Consider the following 16,931-nt stretch of genomic DNA (forward strand, 5'->3'; position numbering starts at 1 on the left):
CCAGGCCATCTCTCTTGCCTGCGCTCAGTCGAACGGCCGGTCCTCGGAAGGGTCGAGTCGGTCGATAACCTGTAAAAGCGCATCCAGCAGAACCCACATCGGAACCGGCTCATCCGGCTTCTCCAGCCAGACCGAGTCTTTGATGATTCCGTATGCGCGTATTTTGCGGATCACGGATTCCTTATGCTCTTCCACGGTTACCACCCTTTCGCCTTCGCTCGAAGTTCTTCTCTGCAGTCTATGTCAGAGTGTGTCTAATGGTTCGGAATGATATCGATTAAGGTCTGCAATTATTAATCCGATTAACCTTTCTTTCGACATTTTCAGATGGTATAATTTAGGATAGGAATCAGGAAAAGGACTTGCCCGGGCTTCCTGCGGACGAGCCTGGCCAACTGAACAGATTGGGGTTGAAGTCGTTGTCGGTTATGATTACGGAGGATTTCGCCAAATTGTGGATGAAGCTTTCAAGGGAATGGAAAACCCATCTGGAAGACAGCCTGCTGCCGAACTTGACGGAAGGCCAGCTCAACGCGCTCGAGCTGCTGATCAAGCATCAGCCGATGAAGCCGTCCGAGCTGCTGCAGCATCTGCATACGACGCCGGCTGCCATCACGACGCTGCTCGACCGGATGGAGCGCGGCGGCTTGATCGAGCGGGGCCGGGATCTGGCCGATCGCCGGATCGTCTGGGTGACCGTCACGGAGCATGGGGAGAAGGAAGCCGCGCGCGGCACGGAAGTCAGGGAAGCCTTCATCCGGGGAGCTCTGGACAGGATCTCATCCCATAACCAGCAGCTTCTCGTGTATTTGCTTGGAAAAGTGGCGAACGCCGGCTGATTGCCGGCGTTCGTTTTCTTTTGGCCCGCATGGGAGGCTGCCTCCCGCTGTCTAGCTTCAGGAATTCGACGGCAGCAGCTCGACTTCGATAGGACGCGAGCCGCTTTCCGCTTTTACGGTGAAATAGCCCTTGCCCGGCTCCAGCTTCACCTTCGTTCCATCCGCCGAAGTTCCATATGCAGGCATGGAGAAGACAGCGTCATAGGCTCCGAAAACAAGCTTTCCCTTGAAGATCGCCACATTCACATTTGTTGTTTTGGCTTTGAGGGACGTCCAGTAGACGATCAAATCGCCGGCCGCCGCTGTGTCGCCGTTTTTTCCTTTCAATCGGACCTTCTGGCCGATCGCCACCGGATTGGGGGAGATGTCGATGAAAGGCAGCACCTTCAAAGCAAGGAAGTCCTTGAACGCCGCTGAATCATGCAGAACGAGGCTGTCCTTTCCTCCGGCCGCTCCGTATACGAGCTTGCTGCCGGCATCGGCATAGAGCGCCGTGCCATCGCCCTGGCTGAATTCGATGCTCATGCCGTGGAAAAACTGATCGTCGGGAACCTTGGCAACCGTCTCCCGGACTCCTTTTGCTGCGAACTTCTGCAAGATGCCGCAGACGGTGGCGATAGAGGCCTTATCGTTCGGGTTGGCTCCGTTGAGGGAGATGTAGGCCGCATCGGCATCCTGCATGTAGACGGTTTTGACCGTCTCGCTGGAGCATTCGGCGGCGAGCTCATCGACAGCACGCGGCTTCGGCAGGCTCTGCCGTTCCTTTTCATAGGATGGGCGGTAATAGGACAGCCGGTCATGGCCGCCGCCATTGAGGTTGTTGTAGAAGAAATCCAGCTGCCCGTTGCCCATATCGGCGGCCGCTGCAAGCCCGTCTGCCTTGGAAGGCATGCTGTGGGCAGCTTCCAGCTCCTTGCCCGAAAGAAGCTGGTCGGCCAGCGTTGTGACGGTATGATCTTTGAAATCGATCAGCGTCAGCAGTCCGGTCGACATCGGCCGGACAATCATATAGTCCTGCCCGATGGCATGGACGAAATAGCTGTCTTCCTTGCCGGCAAGTTCGGCCATGTCGTATGTCCCGGCGGGTTGAGCCTTTTCATCGTAGAGGGTGGCGGTTCGGCCGTCTGTCAAAACGGCGTAGGGGCTCATGGAACCATCCGCCTCTTCGATAGAGGCGGAGCTTGAGTTCGAGTCCAGGAGTCCTTCATAACCGGCTTTGGTCTGGACGGCGATCCTGCCGTCATGGAGCAGGAGGCTGTAGACGTCATAACGGCTCCTCTCGGCCCCATACCGGTCGACGACAGTGATGACGCTGCCGTCCCGGAAGGATCCATCCCCTTGGAGTGAAACGCTGCCTTGGAATGCCGCCTCGATGCGGCCGATGGGGACAGCCGGAGAATAGTCATCCCTGGACAGGTAAAGCTCGCCGCTGCCGCGGCTGAGCCATATCCGGTCGTTGGGAATAGTGCGCTTGACATACTCTTCGCTTCCGTTCAAGTGCAAGGAGCGGCTGGGGGCGTCCCACCAGATCTTGCTGCCGACGGCTTCGGACAGGAAGCGGAGCGGCACATAGATTTGGCTGTCGACTATCCGCAGCGGCTCGCTCAGAGGCACGGATTGTCCGTTGACCGTTGCGGCGGCCGCGTCGTAGGCCATCTGGACCGTTCTCTTCGGGTATTGCAGCGTAAAGGTTTTGGACGCGGAGTCCCACGATACGAGGCAGCCAAGCAGCTCTCCGGACAACCGGAGGGGGAGATACGCCGTCCCATTCTCCAGAAAGGGGGCGGTATCCGTTTTGACGATCTTCTCATTCACAATCAGCTTGATCGGCGCCGGGTCCGGGGTGGAGCCGGCAGCCGCAGCAGCGGACGGAAGCAAAGCGAAGCCCAGCAGGGATGCGGCCAGCAGCAGGCCGCTTCGGAAGCGGAAAGGCATGGATCGGATCAACTCGCTTTCATTGGAACAGAATGGAAACAAATCTCATCCTGTTCGACGCTGTCAATCCCAAAAAGTTGCATGGCTGTCCTTGCCAGGCTGCGTGATGCCCAGCTGCGCCAAGGACGGGAGCGATCCGAAAACGAGCAACAGCGGCAGCCTTGGAGAAGCTTGCTCTCCTTGGCCTGCCGCTGTCGTTCGTGTCGTCTCTGGCAACTATCGGGGTTCCGTCTTCCCTGCTTCCGCTCCGAATTCCGTCTCCAGATGCAGAGCGGCTCCGTCGAGCAGGCTGTCCTCCCAAAGGTTCCACGGATAGGAGCTTGGCGGCCGGGAAGCGAAGATCATCCACTCCTTGCTGACCGGATGCGGAATGCCTGCTGCCGCCGACCAGAGCGCGATGTCCGCATGGCCGCTCTTGGACTTGTCTACGCGCGGGACGGGAGCGCCGTATTTCAGGTCGGAATGGAGCGGACAGCCGATGGCGGCCATCTGGACGCGGATCTGGTGAGGCCGGCCGGTATGGAGGCGGACGGCCGCCAGCGTCAAGCCTTCCGCCTCGCCGAGCACGGCATAGGAAAGCCTTGCTTCCTTGGCTTCTCCCCGAGGCTTGTCATAAGCCGCGACGACGTTGCGCTTCGGGTCCTTGTCCAGATAATGCTTCAACTGCCCCTTGGACCGGGGCGGCTTGCCGTTCAGAACGGCCACATACGTCTTGCTGAAGGTCCTCGTCCGTACGGAATCGGACAGCCGCCCGGCAGCCTTGGACGTCTTGGCGAACAGCATGACGCCTCCTACCGGACGGTCCAAGCGGTGGACGAGCCCGAGAAACACATTGCCGGGCTTGTCATGCCGAATTTTCAGGTCCTGCTTGAGGAGCGTGAGCATATCCGCGTCGCCGCTCTCGTCGGCCTGAGACGGAATGCCCGGCGGCTTCACGACCGCGAGCAGATGGTTGTCCTCGTAAAGCACGGGAATGCCCCGGGAGGCCGCCATGCTCTCAGGCCTCCCAGCGGCCAAGGATGCCGCATGGCAGCACGAGACCGGACGCGCCGATCGGAAGGCCGATCTCGCCGCAGTTGATGCTGCCGCCGAAGCGCTTGCCTGCGGTCATATGGAGCAGGTTGTGGAGCACCTGCGGCGACAAGCCCGTCGTATAGGAGTTGATCAGGAGGAAGAGCGGGTTGTCGGTCAGGATTTCCATGCAGGATTCCAGGAAGGGGAACAGGCTCGATTCCAGCTTCCACATTTCTCCGCCCGGACCTCGTCCATAGGACGGAGGATCCATGATGATGGCATCGTATTTGCTGCCGCGGCGCTGCTCGCGCTGCACGAATTTGAACACATCGTCCGTAATATAGCGGATTGGCCGGTCGGCGAGGCCGGACAGCTGGGCATTCTCCTTGGCCCATTGGACCATGCCCTTGGCTGCGTCGACATGGCAGACGTCGGCTCCGGCCGCTCCGGCTGCAACGGTGGCTCCGCCTGTATAAGCGAACAGATTGAGCACGCGGACAGGGCGGCCTGCGCCGCGGATCTTCTCCATCATCCAGCTCCAGTTGACCGCCTGCTCGGGAAACAGTCCCGTATGCTTGAAGTTCGTCGGCTTGATGTTGAACTTCAATTCTCCGTAGGAGACGGTCCATTTGTCCGGAAGCTGCTTGCTGAAATCCCATTGCCCTCCGCCCGCCGAGCTGCGGTGGTAGTGGCCGTCCGCGTTCGTCCAGCTGCGGCGGTCGCCCCGGTAAGGCCATATGATCTGCGGATCCGGCCGGCGCAGGGTGACATCCCCCCAGCGCTCCAGCTTGTCTCCGTCGCCTGTATCGATAAGTTCGTAGTCTTTCCATTGGTCTGCAATGTACATAGTGGTCTGCTTGGCCCCTTTGCTTCAACAATCGTCCACTTATTATATCGGGTGGCCGTTGGGGAAGCAATGAAAGCGGCAAGGAGAGGGGACATTCGGAGGAACTTGAAAAGAAGAGGAAGATTCGCCTGATCCATGGGGAAAATGGACCTCGTCAGCGAAGCCGGTCTGGGGAGCTTGGGCGGAAGAGAGAATGCGGGAACTGGCAGAGGAAGAGAATGCAGGAACCGGCAAGGAAAGCGAATGCAGGAGCTGATTAGGAGTGGAGGCGGGCAGGAAGGCTTGCGGCGGCAAATCGGACGGGGCGGATAAGCAGCCATAAAAGGCATCCGGGATACCCTGGCAGGGAAGCCGAAGCGCCTGCCCCTCCCGCGGCATGAAGGCAGGCGCCTATTCGGCTTGCTTGAGCACATCCATCATCCGGTCTATGGAACGCTGACGCTTCTCGGCATCCATTCCGTTCAGAATCCTCAGCATTTCAACCGTTTCCGGAGCGACCTGGGCTTCGCTTTGATTTTGCTCTCCGCCGATCATATAATCCAGGGAGACTTCAAAAAACGCGGCTAGCTTGATCAGGGTTTCATAGACAGGCTGGCGGTTATTGATTTCATAATGACTGTAGGCGGAGCGGGTAATGCCGATCTTTTTCGATACCTCCTCCTGGGACATGTTTTTGTTAAGCCGGAGTTCACGCAATCGATCTCCCATCGTCAGGGTCATGTCGGGCCGCTCCTTACTTCATTCTAAGCGGCAGTGCCGGTTGAAGATTGCGGGCATGCGGCGGCACGGCCTCAATCAAACTTTATGATACAATATGTATCATTGTCAAGCGAACGCACGGAGATCCTGTCGGATAACGCGAATCGCAAACACGAATTCAACGCCCGGAACCTTTGCGGGCCACATCGGAAGGAGAGGGAAGGATTGATTCAAACTACGAAGCTGTGGATAGGCGGAAAATGGGTGGAAGGAAGCCGAACCGAGCCGCTCCATGCGCCTTATGGGGGAGAGCGACTGGCGGAAATCGGCTATGCATCGGAGGAGCAGGCCGCGCAAGCCGTCATCGCCGCAAGGGACGCTTTCCGCGATTTCCGTGCCGAGCCCGCCCATCGCAGAAGCTCGATCCTGTATCAGGCTGCCGATCTGCTGGAGCGCCGCAGCGCCGAGGCGGCCGAAATCGCCGCCTTGGAAGCGGGCAAGCCGATCAAGGCGGCGCGGGCTGAGATCGCGCGTACGGTTCAAACCTATCTGTTTGCGGCGGAGGCGGCGAGAAATCTGAGGGGAGAGACGATTCCGATGGACGCGGCTCCCCGCGGCGAAGGACGGAGGGCGATGCTCGGGCGCGAGCCTGTTGGCGTCGTTAGCGCGATCACGCCGTTCAACTTCCCGTTCAACCTCGTCGCCCACAAGGTCGGCCCGGCCATCGCGGCGGGCAACGCGATCGTGCTCAAGCCTGCCGAGCAGACGCCTCTGTCGGCGCTGTTGCTGGCGGAGCTGTTCGAGGAGGCCGGGCTGCCGGACGGCGTGCTGAACATCATTCCGGGCAGCGGCAAGGAGCTCGGGGAGACGCTCTCCTCGCATCCCGATATCGCCTTCGTCACCTTCACCGGCAGTCCGGAGGTGGGCAGGCAGATCCGGGCGCAGGCAGGCCTGCGCAAGGTCACGCTGGAGCTCGGCAGCAACTCTCCGCTGCTGGTCGACCGAGGCTTTTCTACGGAGGAGCTGGTCCGCATCGCCGATGAAGCGGCTGCGGGAGCTTTCGCCTACAATGGACAGGTGTGCATATCGGTGCAGAGGGTGCTCGTGCATGAAGAGCATGTTGAGGAATTCACGGAGCTGCTCGCGGAGCGGGCGCGCAAGCTGACTGCAGGAGATCCGCTCGACGAGCGGACGGACATCACTCCTCTGATCAACAGGCGGGCCGCGGACCGCCTCAAGTCCTGGCTCGAGCGGGCCAAGGAAGGAGGTGCCCGCGTACGCTGCGGCGGCAGCTTCGACGGCTCGCTGATGATGCCGGCCGTGCTCACCGATGTGCCGGAGAACGCGGAGCTCAGCTGCGAGGAGGCGTTCGGTCCCGTTGCGGTGGTGGCGCCTTTCGGCAGCTGGGAGGAAGCCATCGCGGCGGCCAACCGGTCCAAGTTCGGCCTGCAGGCGGGCGTATTCACGAAGAACATGGAGCATGCCCTGCAAGCCGCCGACCGTCTGCACTGCGGCGGCGTCATGATCAACGATGTCCCGACCTTCCGGCTGGACCATATGCCCTACGGAGGGGTCAAGGACAGCGGCAGCGGACGGGAAGGGGTCCGGTACGCCATGGAGGAGATGACGGAGCCGAAGCTCGTCAGCTTCCGCAGCGGATTCTTCGAGAACTGACATGCCGTGCCTGGAAGCCTTTGCAGCTGCGTTCGTCGCAATTTACGAAAGGTTGTCGACAAACATTGAATAAGCGCCGCGTTTTCTTTATAATAGAAGCACAAACGAAGCCGATCCTGTTCAATGACTCCAAGGAGCCGGGATCTTTCCCGGGCCTCCTTGACTTTCAACCTGCCATTGTCAGGCCGCCGGTTACCAAGCCGGCGGCTTTTTGCCGGGCTGATGCTTGCGAGGCGGCTTCATTGTTATCATCCGTACCAACCTTTTTCACTTAACGGAGGTAGTTGGCAAATGACCGACGAATCAAACACTAAACGGCAATGGAATGATTACTTCGGACCCAACCTGGGCTACGTCCAGGAACAGTACGAGCGCTACAGCAGCGATCCCGAATCCGTCGATCCCTCTTTCCGCGACCTGTTCGCGGAGCTGGGCGAACCGCCGGCGGACTTTGCTCCTGCAGCGGTTCACAGTGCTGCTCCGTCCGGCCAGGTTTCCGTCGACGTCTCGCTTCTGAAAAAGCTTGCCGCCGCGGAAAAACTGGTAGGCAACATCCGCACCTACGGCCATCTGGCCGCCAACACCGATCCGCTCGGACTTCGCGCTTCCTCGGATACTCGCCTTGTCGAGCCCGCGACTTTCGATCTCACCGAGTCGGACCTCAGCCGGTTCCCGGCTTCCATCCTCTGGGATCATGCTCCCGCCAGCGTCACGAACGGCTGGCAAGCGATCCAGCAGCTTCGCAAGTCTTACACCCAATCCATCGGATTCGAATTCAGCCACGTCCATACCGAGACGGAACGGGACTGGCTCAGCGCCAAGGCTGAATCCGGCATTGCCAACTCCTCCCTGAACCCGGATGAGCGGAAAGCTCTCCTTGACCTGCTTATTCATGTGGAACAATTCGAAGCGTACTTGCACCGCACGTTCGTCGGCCAAAAAAGGTTCTCCGTGGAAGGCGTCGACATGCTCATTCCGGTCATCGACGAAATCGTCCGCCAATCCGTTCAGAACGGAGCCGAGCATGTCCTGATGGGCATGGCGCACCGGGGCCGCCTGAACGTGCTTGCCCATGTCCTGCGCAAGCCGTACGCGAAGATCTTCTCGGAATTCCATCATGCGCCGAACAAGGAGCTCGTTCCTTCGGAAGGCTCCATGGGCATCAACTCCGGCTGGGCCGGCGACGTGAAGTACCATCTTGGCGCGGACCGCTCCATCGAGACCGGCGCCCGCATCCTGCTGGCCAACAACCCGAGCCATCTGGAGTACGTCAACTCGGTGGTCGAGGGCTTCTCCCGCGCCGCTCAGGAAGACCGCAGCAAAGCGGGCTACCCCGTGCAGGAGCTCGACAAGTCCATCGCGATCCAGGTCCATGGCGACGCCGCGTTCCCGGGAGAAGGCATCGTTGCGGAAACGCTTAACTTCACCGGCCTCGACGGCTACCGCAATGGCGGATCCATCCATATCATCGCGAACAACCGCATCGGCTTCACGACCGACAGCAAGGATTCCCGCTCCACGCATTATGCGAGCGACCTCGCCAAAGGCTACGAAATTCCGATCGTGCATGTCAACGCGGACGATCCGGAGGCCTGCATCGCGGCCGTGCGCCTTGCCTGCGAGTACCGCAACAAGTTCAAGAAGGACTTCCTGATCGATCTTGTCGGCTACCGCCGCTACGGCCACAACGAAATGGACGATCCGGAAGGCACCCAGCCGCTCGTCTACGAGAAGGTGCGCAAGCACATGACCGTTGCAAGCCTGTACGCCGAGCGCCTCAAGGCGGAGGGAGCCCTCTCCGGAGACGAGATCAACAAGCTGATCCAGAATACGCTGCAGGAGCTTCAAGACGCCTACGACGTCATGAAGGAAAATGCGGCGAACGGCAAGCATGCCGACACAGGTCCGATTCCGGTTGCTCCGGAAAATACCGAGACGGCTGTTCCGCTCGACAGGCTGCGCGAGATCAACGCCGAGCTGCTCAAATATCCGGAGGGCTTCACCGTCTATCCGAAGCTGCAGCGCATCCTGCAGCGCCGCGGCTCCATGCTCGACCAAGGCGAGAAGGTCGACTGGGCGCTCGCCGAAACGCTGGCGTTCGCGACGATCCTTGCCGACGGCAAGCCGATCCGCATGAGCGGCCAGGATGTCGAGCGCGCGACGTTCTCGCATCGCCATATCGTGCTCAACGACCATAAGACGGGCGAGAAGTTCTCTCCGATGCACCGCTTCCCGCAGGCGAAGGCATCGTTCGCGATCCACAACAGCCCGCTGACCGAGGGCGCGGTGCTCGGCTTCGAGTACGGCTACAACGTATTCTCGCCAGAGACGTTCACGATCTGGGAAGCCCAATACGGCGACTTCGCGAACTCCGCGCAAGTCATCTTCGACCAGTTCATCTCGGCGGGCCGCACGAAATGGAAGCAGCGCTCCAGCCTCGTCATGCTGCTGCCCCACGGCTACGAAGGCCAAGGTCCGGAGCATTCCAGCGCCCGCCTCGAACGGTATCTGCAGCTGTGCGCGGAGAACAACTGGACGGTGGCGAACCTGTCCACGGCGGCCCAGTACTTCCATCTGCTCCGCCGCCAGGCTGCCTGGACCGAGCATGAGGGAGCGCGTCCGCTCGTCATGATGTCGCCGAAAAGCCTGATCCGCAACCCGCGTGTCCTGTCGCCGGGCGAGGATCTTGCGAACGGCAGCTTCAAGCTCGTTCTGGAGCAGAATGGCCTTGGCGCGAAGCCGGCTGCGGTCCGCCGCCTGATTCTGTGCTCGGGCAAGGTCGCCGTCGATCTCGAGGAAGCACTGGAATCCGCCGGAGACCAGGACATGAGCTGGCTGCATATCGTGCGCGTGGAGCAGCTGTATCCGTTCCCGCAAAAGGAAATCGCCGAAATCATCGCCCGTTACGGCAAGCTGGAAGAAATCGTATGGGTACAGGAAGAGCCGAAAAACATGGGCGCCTGGACCTTCATGGAATCCCGCATCCGCGAAGTGGCGGGCGGCAAAGCTGTCCACTATATCGGACGCCCGGACCGTTCGAGCCCGGCAAGCGGCCACCAAGACGTTCACGCCGCCGAACAACAATCCATCATCTCGCTCTCGCTGCAGCAAAAAGCGTTGAACACGATTTTACTTGGGAGGTAGAAGCAAGTGTCTGATATCAAAGTGCCTGACTTAGGCGAATCCATCTCGGAAGCAACGATCACCAAATGGCTCAAGAAAGAAGGGGAAGCCGTAGCCCAGGGCGACCTTCTTCTGGAGCTCGAAACCGATAAGGTCAACCTGGAAATCAGCGCCGATTCCAGCGGCGTGCTGAACAGCATCGTCAAAGGCGAGGGCGACACCGTCCTCGTCGGCGAGACGATCGGCGTCATCGGAGAGGGCGGCGCGGCCGCATCCGCTCCGGCCGCCGCTCCTGCGCAGCCGGTACAGACGGAAGCTCCGGTAGCGCCTGCATCCGCTCCGGCCGCAGCTGCCGCACCGGCGCCGGCGCCTGCGAACGCGAGCAGCGAAGGCTCCGCCATCGCCTCGCCGTCCGCGCGCAAGCTTGCCCGCGAGCGCGGCATCGATCTGAACCAAGTCAAAGGCACGGATCCGAACGGCCGCATCTACAACCAGGACGTGGCGAACCATGGCTCCGCTCCTGCGGCTCCAGCCGCCGCGCCGGCCAAAGCTCCAGCCGCTCCGGCGAAGCCTGGCTTCACCGAGCAGCCAGGCAAGCCGGTCGAGCGTACGAAAATGTCCCGCCGCCGCCAGACGATCGCCAAGCGCCTGGTGGAAGCCCAGCATACGGCGGCCATGCTGACGACGTTCAACGAAGTCGACATGACGGCGATCCTCGACGTGCGCAAGCGCCGCAAGGACGCCTTCAAGGAGAAGAACGAAGTCGGCCTCGGCTTCATGTCCTTCTTCACGAAGGCTGTCGTCGGCGCGCTGAAGAAATATCCGCTGCTCAACGCGGAAATCGACGGCGACGATCTGATCCTCAAGAAATACTATGACATCGGCATCGCCGTCGCGGCTCCGGACGGCCTCGTCGTTCCGGTCGTGCGCGACGCCGACCGCCTCGGCTTCGCCGGCATCGAGAAATCGATCTCCGAGCTTGCTGGCAAAGCCCGCAAAAATACGCTGGCTCTCTCCGATCTTCAAGGAGGCACGTTCACGATCACGAACGGCGGCGTCTTCGGCTCCCTGCTGTCGACTCCGATCCTGAACGCTCCGCAGGTCGGCATCCTGGGCATGCACAAGATCCAGATCCGTCCTGTAGCCATCGACGACGTGCGCATGGAGAACCGTCCGATGATGTACATCGCCCTGTCCTACGACCACCGCATCGTGGACGGCGCCGAAGCGGTCCGCTTCCTCGTGACCGTCAAGGAACTGCTGGAAGATCCGGAATCCCTTCTTCTCGAAGGCTGATGCAACCCGGTAAATAGACAAGCCCGGAGATGCCATGGCATCTCCGGGCTTTTTATATGGTTCCTTGATTATCCCTTACATCTTGCGGTTGCAGTACAGGAGCAGAACGACATACCCGGCCCCGATGCAGACGAGGAGGTAGGACATTTCGGGAAGGTTGATGACGCCGACAAAAAAAACGACGACGCTGGCGATGAGATTGTACATGGCGATGGTCCGGTACAGCTTGTCGCGGTCCCGGATGCGGCCGGGCGCGAATGCGGCGAGCAGCCATGGGGTGCGTCTGACGCCGGTGAAATAGGCGACGGCATAAATGATCAGAGCGAGCAGCAGCAGATACACATTCATGGTGGCTGTATCCCCTTGTTGATGAGCTGGATCAGGCGGCCGGTGAGCGCGCTGTATCCTATATTATACGTCGGCATTCCAGGATGTGGGAATGGTTTTTATTGCGAAAAATCGGAATAAAGCCGGCCGCTGCCGCATAGGAATGTACGGGGAGCCAAGCTTGAACCGCCTGTTCATGGGAGAGGATGCCGGCCGATGGAAGCATGTCTTCGGGAGGCGGCACTTATGGGCACGGACACTTTGATTGCGCTGCTGGCGCTGGTTGTATCGATCATCCAGCTGGCCGGGCGCAACGGCAAGCTGTAACGGCTGCACCGCAGGCGGGCAGGGAACCAGCGTGGTTCCCTGCCCGCTTTTTGGCGCGGACGGGTGCGCGCCGCATTGTCGGGCGGGGCCCGGATTGGACGGATTTCGAGGAAAGGCATTCCTATGGTATACTTGGGATATCCTATGATTGTTACGCGGAAAGGAAGACTTGCGATGGCGGGAACGAAGACGAACGGAACAGCCAAAGTGATGCTGGATGCGATGTCGAGGAGCGGATGGAGAATTACCGATCAGCGCCGCAAGCTGGCGGATATTTTCTCTGCGACCGAAGGTTATTTGTCTCCCAAGGATGTGTACGAGGCGATGGCGGTCTCTTACCCCGGCGTAAGCTTCGATACGGTGTACCGCAACTTGCGGCTCATGAGCGAGATGGGCGTGCTCGAACAGTTCTATTCCATGGACGCCGGGCTCAAGTTCAAAGCCGCCTGCTTCCATCACCACCATCATCATCTCATCTGCACGAACTGCGAGAAGACGCTTACCTTCGACTATTGTCCGATGGAGCAGGAAATGCGGCTGCCGGGCAACTTCAAGATCATGAACCACCGGTTCGAAGTCTACGGCATTTGCGAGCACTGCCAAAAGGAGCAAGCGGGGAGCTGATTGCCGGCTTGTTCTTTTTTTGCGGAGCTGCTGCTGGATGACGGTATCCTGCAGGGCGGCTTCCGGACATTTTCCGGGCAGGGCTCCAGCTTTCATCCATGCGCAGCCTTCTGAAGAGAACCTCTCATCGGTCATTGACTTTGAGAACCGACCCTGATAGAATTGTCTGGGTGTAATGATTACTATTAAGCACGAACTTACGGCGATAGGCGGGGACGGCGCCAACCTATCTACTAAATATGTAATATTTACGATAGAAGAAAGAAGGTGGGATGGCCATGCTTCTGGCATCCTTGAAAGACGTGGACTTCGGATACAGCGATGTGCCGACGCTCCACAACGCCTCCCTCGAGGTGCACAGCGCCGAGTTCGTCGCCGTGACGGGACCGAACGGAGCGTCCAAGACGACGCTGCTCAAGCTCATGCTCGGCTTGCTGAAGCCGTGGAAAGGCAAGGTGCAGCTGGCGCGGAGACGGGATGACGGAAGTAGGCTGACCGTCAGCTATGTGCCGCAGCAGATCGCCGCCTTCAACGGAGGCTTTCCGAGCAACGTGTACGAGTTCGTCCTCTCCGGCGTCCACAGCCGCGGCTCCTGGCTCCGCAAGGTGACGGAGAAGGACCGGGCAGCGGCGGAAAAATCGCTTCGCCAGGTCGGCATGTGGCAGCTCCGCAGCCGCCGCATCGGCGAGCTGTCCGGCGGGCAGAAGCAGCGCATCATCATCGCGAGGGCGCTGACCCAGCGGCCGGATCTGCTCATCATGGACGAGCCGACGACAGGCATGGATCAGGAAAGCCGGGCCGGATTTTACGAGCTGATGCGCCATATGGTCGAAGTCCACGGCATGGCCATCGTCATGGTGACGCATGGCCTGGATGAATGCCGCCCTTACCTGGACCGGATCATTGAGCTGGAGAGAAAGGGGGAGGGCGGATGGAAATGCTGCAGTACGACTTTATGCAACGGGCATTTTGTGCCGGCGGGCTGATCGCGGTCATCGCTTCCGTGCTCGGCGTGTACCTCATGCTCAGACGGCAGGCTCTCATGGCGGACATGCTCTCCCATGTCTCTCTGGCGGGAGTCGCCGCAGGGGCATACCTCAATTGGAACCCGACCCTGTCGGGCTTCCTGACTGCCATCGTGGGGGCGGTAGCGGTCGAATATGTCCGCCGTTCCTACAAGACGTACAGCGAGATATCGGTCGCGATCATCATGGTCGGAGGGCTCTCGACGGCGGTCGTCCTCATGAGCCTGAACAAGAGCATCAGCAAAAGCTTCACGTCGTATCTGTTCGGATCCGTCGTCGCGGTCGATCAGACCCAGCTCATCCTGATGGCGGCCGTGACGGTCATCGGCGGCTTGTTCTTCTTCCTGCTGCGGCGTCCGCTGTACCAGATGACCTTCGACGAGGAGACGGCGCGCGTCAGCGGCCTTCCCGTCGGGCTCATCTCGATGATGTTCAGCGTGCTTACCGGTATGATCGTCGCCGCTGCGATGCCGGTCGTCGGCGTGCTGCTCGTCTCCTCGCTGATCGTCCTGCCGGCATCGCTGGCGATCCGGATCGCCAGCCGCTTCAGCGCCGCGCTGCTGCTCGCCGTCGTCATCGGCCTGACAGGCGTGTTCACCGGCCTCACGGCCTCTTACCAGCTGAGCCTGCCTCCGGGCGGCACGATCGCGTTGGTTCTCCTCGCTCTGCTGCTGATCGGCGTCGGACTCAAGAAAGCGATCCGGTTCGTGCGCTCCAAGAGCAGCCATGTGGCGGCTGCCGATACGGAGATGCATACCTACGGCCCGATTCCAAGGTTGAGCGAGGATTCACATAACCATTAATCAAGCGGAAAGAAGGGATGTACCATCATGAACAGCAAGTGGATTCGAAGCACGGCTGCCGCCGCTGCGTTGGCGCTGGTCCTAGCGGGCTGCGGCACCAAGACGGACGGGAACGCCGCTTCCCCCGAAAGCGCAGAAGGCAAGCTCAAGGTTGTCGCCACCTTTTATCCGATGGCGGAATTCAGCCGTCAGGTCGGCGGGGATCTCGTCGATGTCACCGCTCTCGTCCCGGTCGGCACGGAGCCCCATGACTGGGAGCCGAGCGCAAAGGACATGTCCAGGATCAGCGATGCGGATGTGTTCGTCTACAACGGCATCGTGGAGGAATGGGCGGAGCGCGCGCTGGAGAGCGCCGGCAGTACCAAGCGGGTTGCCGTCGAAGCGAGCAGCGGCATCGAGCTGCTGGAAGGCGTCGAGGAGGATGGGCATGAAGGCCACGATCATGAAAGCGGCAGCGCCGAAGAGTCCCATGGACACCCCGTCGATCCCCATGTGTGGCTGAGCCCGGCTCTGGCGATGAAGGAAGTGCGCAGCATCGAAGCGGCATTCAGCAAGGCCGCCCCCGAGCATGCGGAGCAGTTCAAGCAGAACGCGGATGCTTACGCCTCCAAGCTCCAGGAGTTGGATGGAGAATTCAAATCCGAGCTGTCCGATGTCAAGCGCAAGGACTTCATCACGTCCCATGCGGCCTTCGCTTATCTGGCCAAGGAATACGGCTTGAAGCAGGTTCCGATAGCGGGATTGTCGCCGGAGCAGGAGCCTTCGCCGGAGCAGATGGCTCAGGTCGTCAAGTTCGTCAAGGACAACAACGTCCGCACCATTTTCTTCGAAGAGCTGGCCGACTCCAAAATCGCCGATACGATTGCGGCCGAGACGGGCGCAGGCACGGATGTCCTCAATCCGCTGGAAGGCTTGACGCAGGAAGAGACGGCGGCGCAGGAGGACTATATCTCCATCATGAAGAAGAACCTGGCTGCATTGAAGAAAGCTTTGAACGAGTGAAAGCCCGCTTTCTTTTTTTTGAATAATCGTAAATATAACTACTTTGCCGGATTCGTCCGGCTTTATCCTTCCTATTAAATCGTAAAAATTACAAAAAGGTGAGTGGATCGTTTTGACTATGGAGCCCCGAGAGACGAAAGAAGCCGGCAGCAATGCGAATAAGGAAGGAAAAACGGAGAGCAATTCCGGAAGGATCTTGCCGGTCACCGTACTGAGCGGCTACCTGGGCTCGGGCAAGACGACGCTGTTGAACCATATTCTGGCCAACCGGGATGGAATGCGGGTGGCGGTCATCGTCAACGACCTCAGCGAAGTCAATATCGACGCAACCTTGATCAGGGATGGAGGAGGGCTTTCCCGTGTGGATGAAAAGCTCGTGGAGATGTCCAACGGCTGCATCTGCTGCACGCTCCGCGAGGATCTGCTGCGCGAGGTCGAGCGGCTCGCTCAGGAGAACCGCTTCGATTATATCCTGATCGAATCGACCGGGGTAGGCGAGCCGGTGCCAGTCGCCCAGACGTTCTCTTATGCCGACGAGGAATCGGGCATCGACCTGTCCCGCTTCTGCCGGCTCGATACGATGGCTACGGTCGTGGATGCGAGCCGCTTCTGGCATGATCTCGGTTCCGGAGATTCGCTGCTGGCGAGGAAGCAGGCTGTCGACGAAAGCGACAGCCGGGATGTGGCCGACTTGCTGATCGACCAGATCGAGTTTTGCGATGTGCTGATCTTGAACAAATGCGATCTGGTTCCCGAGCAGGAGCTGGCGAAGCTGGAAGCGGCGCTGCGCCGTCTCCAGCCCCGGGCGAAGCTGGTCCGCGCCGAGCATGGCAGGGTGGCTCCTGCGGAGCTGTTGAATACCGGGCGCTTCGATTTTGAAGAGGCGAGCTCGTCGGCGGGGTGGCTGAAAGAGCTCGAGCAGCCGGTCCATGTTCCGGAAACGGACGAGTACGGCATTTCCAGCTTCGTCTACGAACGCGCGCGCCCCTTCCATCCGCGCAGGCTGGAGCAATGGATGGGGGATTGGCCGGAGCAGATCGTCCGGGCAAAAGGCTTCATGTGGCTGGCGAGCCGGATGGACACGGCGCAGTCCATCAGCCAGGCGGGACCATCCATCACCTTCGGGCCGATGGGATACTGGGCAGCGGCGCTTCCGGACGAGGAGCTTGACATGCTCATGAGCGAGCAGCCGGATCTGAAGCAGGACTGGCATCCGCTCTACGGAGACAGGATCAACCGGATCGTCTTCATCGGAATCGGGCTCGAGGCGGACAAGGTTGCCGCTTCCCTGGACGGCTGCCTGCTTACGGATGAGGAAATGGCGGACGATTGGAGCCGGCTGGAAGATGACTTGCCGGGAGCGTCCTAGTCTCTGCAGACCCTCTTTGCAGACCCT

Annotated in this window: 15 protein-coding genes; 9 read left to right on the forward strand and 6 right to left on the reverse strand. The window is 60.1% G+C overall.

Going from position 1 to position 16,931, the window contains the following annotated elements; all coding sequences use genetic code 11:
* Positions 1-24 precede the first annotated feature (24 nt).
* Positions 25-195, reverse strand: coding sequence for a hypothetical protein (locus CIC07_RS11295; protein ID WP_165895332.1), 171 nt, complete (start codon positions 193-195; stop codon positions 25-27).
* A 233-nt stretch (positions 196-428) separates the two neighbouring features.
* Between CIC07_RS11295 and CIC07_RS11300 the strand changes: the two genes are divergently transcribed.
* Complete coding sequence (locus tag CIC07_RS11300) at positions 429-839, forward strand: MarR family winged helix-turn-helix transcriptional regulator (protein ID WP_076356242.1); 411 nt, start codon at positions 429-431, stop codon at positions 837-839.
* A 57-nt stretch (positions 840-896) separates the two neighbouring features.
* Here CIC07_RS11300 and CIC07_RS11305 read toward each other — a convergent pair whose 3' ends face one another.
* The 4 genes from CIC07_RS11305 to CIC07_RS11320 form a co-directional block, all read right to left on the reverse strand.
* On the reverse strand, positions 897-2,774 hold the full coding sequence (locus CIC07_RS11305; RefSeq protein WP_157741896.1) for a copper amine oxidase N-terminal domain-containing protein: 1,878 nt from the start codon (positions 2,772-2,774) through the stop codon (positions 897-899).
* 216 nt (positions 2,775-2,990) lie between these two features.
* Positions 2,991-3,767: an RluA family pseudouridine synthase gene (locus tag CIC07_RS11310; RefSeq protein ID WP_076356238.1), complete on the reverse strand. Its 777-nt coding sequence runs from the start codon at positions 3,765-3,767 to the stop codon at positions 2,991-2,993.
* Positions 3,768-3,771: 4 nt separating this feature from the next.
* Positions 3,772-4,635 (reverse strand): class I SAM-dependent methyltransferase, encoded by an 864-nt coding sequence (locus CIC07_RS11315; protein WP_076356236.1) that lies wholly within the window; start codon positions 4,633-4,635, stop codon positions 3,772-3,774.
* Between the two features lie 390 nt (positions 4,636-5,025).
* A complete protein-coding gene (locus CIC07_RS11320) occupies positions 5,026-5,355 on the reverse strand; it encodes a helix-turn-helix domain-containing protein (RefSeq protein ID WP_076356234.1) in 330 nt (109 codons plus the stop codon).
* A gap of 204 nt (positions 5,356-5,559) precedes the next feature.
* Between CIC07_RS11320 and CIC07_RS11325 the strand changes: the two genes are divergently transcribed.
* The 3 genes from CIC07_RS11325 to odhB all read left to right on the forward strand — a co-directional run bounded on the left by CIC07_RS11325 (position 5,560) and on the right by odhB (position 11,427).
* Entirely contained in the window at positions 5,560-7,008 is a 1,449-nt protein-coding gene (locus tag CIC07_RS11325; RefSeq protein ID WP_076356232.1) for an aldehyde dehydrogenase family protein, read from the forward strand.
* Positions 7,009-7,299: 291 nt separating this feature from the next.
* Positions 7,300-10,152, forward strand: a complete 2,853-nt coding sequence (locus CIC07_RS11330) for a 2-oxoglutarate dehydrogenase E1 component (RefSeq protein WP_076356230.1) — start codon at positions 7,300-7,302, stop codon at positions 10,150-10,152.
* Positions 10,153-10,158: 6 nt separating this feature from the next.
* Positions 10,159-11,427 (forward strand): 2-oxoglutarate dehydrogenase complex dihydrolipoyllysine-residue succinyltransferase, encoded by a 1,269-nt coding sequence (gene odhB, locus CIC07_RS11335; protein WP_076356228.1) that lies wholly within the window; start codon positions 10,159-10,161, stop codon positions 11,425-11,427.
* A gap of 75 nt (positions 11,428-11,502) precedes the next feature.
* Here odhB and CIC07_RS11340 read toward each other — a convergent pair whose 3' ends face one another.
* Positions 11,503-11,775 (reverse strand): hypothetical protein, encoded by a 273-nt coding sequence (locus CIC07_RS11340; protein ID WP_076356226.1) that lies wholly within the window; start codon positions 11,773-11,775, stop codon positions 11,503-11,505.
* A 480-nt stretch (positions 11,776-12,255) separates the two neighbouring features.
* Between CIC07_RS11340 and CIC07_RS11345 the strand changes: the two genes are divergently transcribed.
* The 5 genes from CIC07_RS11345 (at position 12,256) to CIC07_RS11365 (ending at position 16,904) form a co-directional block, all read left to right on the forward strand.
* The gene (locus CIC07_RS11345; RefSeq protein ID WP_048749552.1) at positions 12,256-12,705 is read left to right on the forward strand and encodes a Fur family transcriptional regulator; all 450 of its coding nucleotides are present in this window, start codon (positions 12,256-12,258) and stop codon (positions 12,703-12,705) included.
* A 278-nt stretch (positions 12,706-12,983) separates the two neighbouring features.
* Positions 12,984-13,691, forward strand: coding sequence for a metal ABC transporter ATP-binding protein (locus CIC07_RS11350; protein WP_076357050.1), 708 nt, complete (start codon positions 12,984-12,986; stop codon positions 13,689-13,691).
* Positions 13,637-14,533, forward strand: coding sequence for a metal ABC transporter permease (locus CIC07_RS11355; RefSeq protein WP_076356224.1), 897 nt, complete (start codon positions 13,637-13,639; stop codon positions 14,531-14,533). Before CIC07_RS11350 ends, CIC07_RS11355 begins: the two co-directional genes overlap by 55 nt.
* 27 nt (positions 14,534-14,560) lie before the next feature.
* Positions 14,561-15,535 carry a metal ABC transporter substrate-binding protein gene (locus CIC07_RS11360; protein WP_076356222.1) on the forward strand — a complete coding sequence of 325 codons (975 nt, stop codon included), beginning with the start codon at positions 14,561-14,563 and terminating at the stop codon, positions 15,533-15,535.
* Between the two features lie 118 nt (positions 15,536-15,653).
* Positions 15,654-16,904: a GTP-binding protein gene (locus CIC07_RS11365; RefSeq protein WP_083688009.1), complete on the forward strand. Its 1,251-nt coding sequence runs from the start codon at positions 15,654-15,656 to the stop codon at positions 16,902-16,904.
* Positions 16,905-16,931 lie beyond the last annotated feature (27 nt).

This window comes from Paenibacillus sp. RUD330 (genome assembly GCF_002243345.2).
In the GTDB taxonomy this organism is placed as follows: Bacteria; Bacillota; Bacilli; order Paenibacillales; family Paenibacillaceae; genus Paenibacillus_O.

Coding starts and splice junctions, on each gene's coding strand:
- CIC07_RS11300 (WP_076356242.1), top strand. CDS start 429: ATGATTACGGAGGATTTCGCCAAATTGTGGATGAAGCTTTCAAGGGAA.
- CIC07_RS11305 (WP_157741896.1), bottom strand. CDS start 2,774: ATGCCTTTCCGCTTCCGAAGCGGCCTGCTGCTGGCCGCATCCCTGCTG.
- CIC07_RS11310 (WP_076356238.1), bottom strand. CDS start 3,767: ATGGCGGCCTCCCGGGGCATTCCCGTGCTTTACGAGGACAACCATCTG.
- CIC07_RS11315 (WP_076356236.1), bottom strand. CDS start 4,635: ATGTACATTGCAGACCAATGGAAAGACTACGAACTTATCGATACAGGC.
- CIC07_RS11320 (WP_076356234.1), bottom strand. CDS start 5,355: ATGACCCTGACGATGGGAGATCGATTGCGTGAACTCCGGCTTAACAAA.
- CIC07_RS11330 (WP_076356230.1), top strand. CDS start 7,300: ATGACCGACGAATCAAACACTAAACGGCAATGGAATGATTACTTCGGA.
- CIC07_RS11340 (WP_076356226.1), bottom strand. CDS start 11,775: ATGAATGTGTATCTGCTGCTGCTCGCTCTGATCATTTATGCCGTCGCC.
- CIC07_RS11345 (WP_048749552.1), top strand. CDS start 12,256: ATGGCGGGAACGAAGACGAACGGAACAGCCAAAGTGATGCTGGATGCG.
- CIC07_RS11350 (WP_076357050.1), top strand. CDS start 12,984: ATGCTTCTGGCATCCTTGAAAGACGTGGACTTCGGATACAGCGATGTG.
- CIC07_RS11355 (WP_076356224.1), top strand. CDS start 13,637: ATGGAAATGCTGCAGTACGACTTTATGCAACGGGCATTTTGTGCCGGC.
- CIC07_RS11360 (WP_076356222.1), top strand. CDS start 14,561: ATGAACAGCAAGTGGATTCGAAGCACGGCTGCCGCCGCTGCGTTGGCG.
- CIC07_RS11365 (WP_083688009.1), top strand. CDS start 15,654: ATGGAGCCCCGAGAGACGAAAGAAGCCGGCAGCAATGCGAATAAGGAA.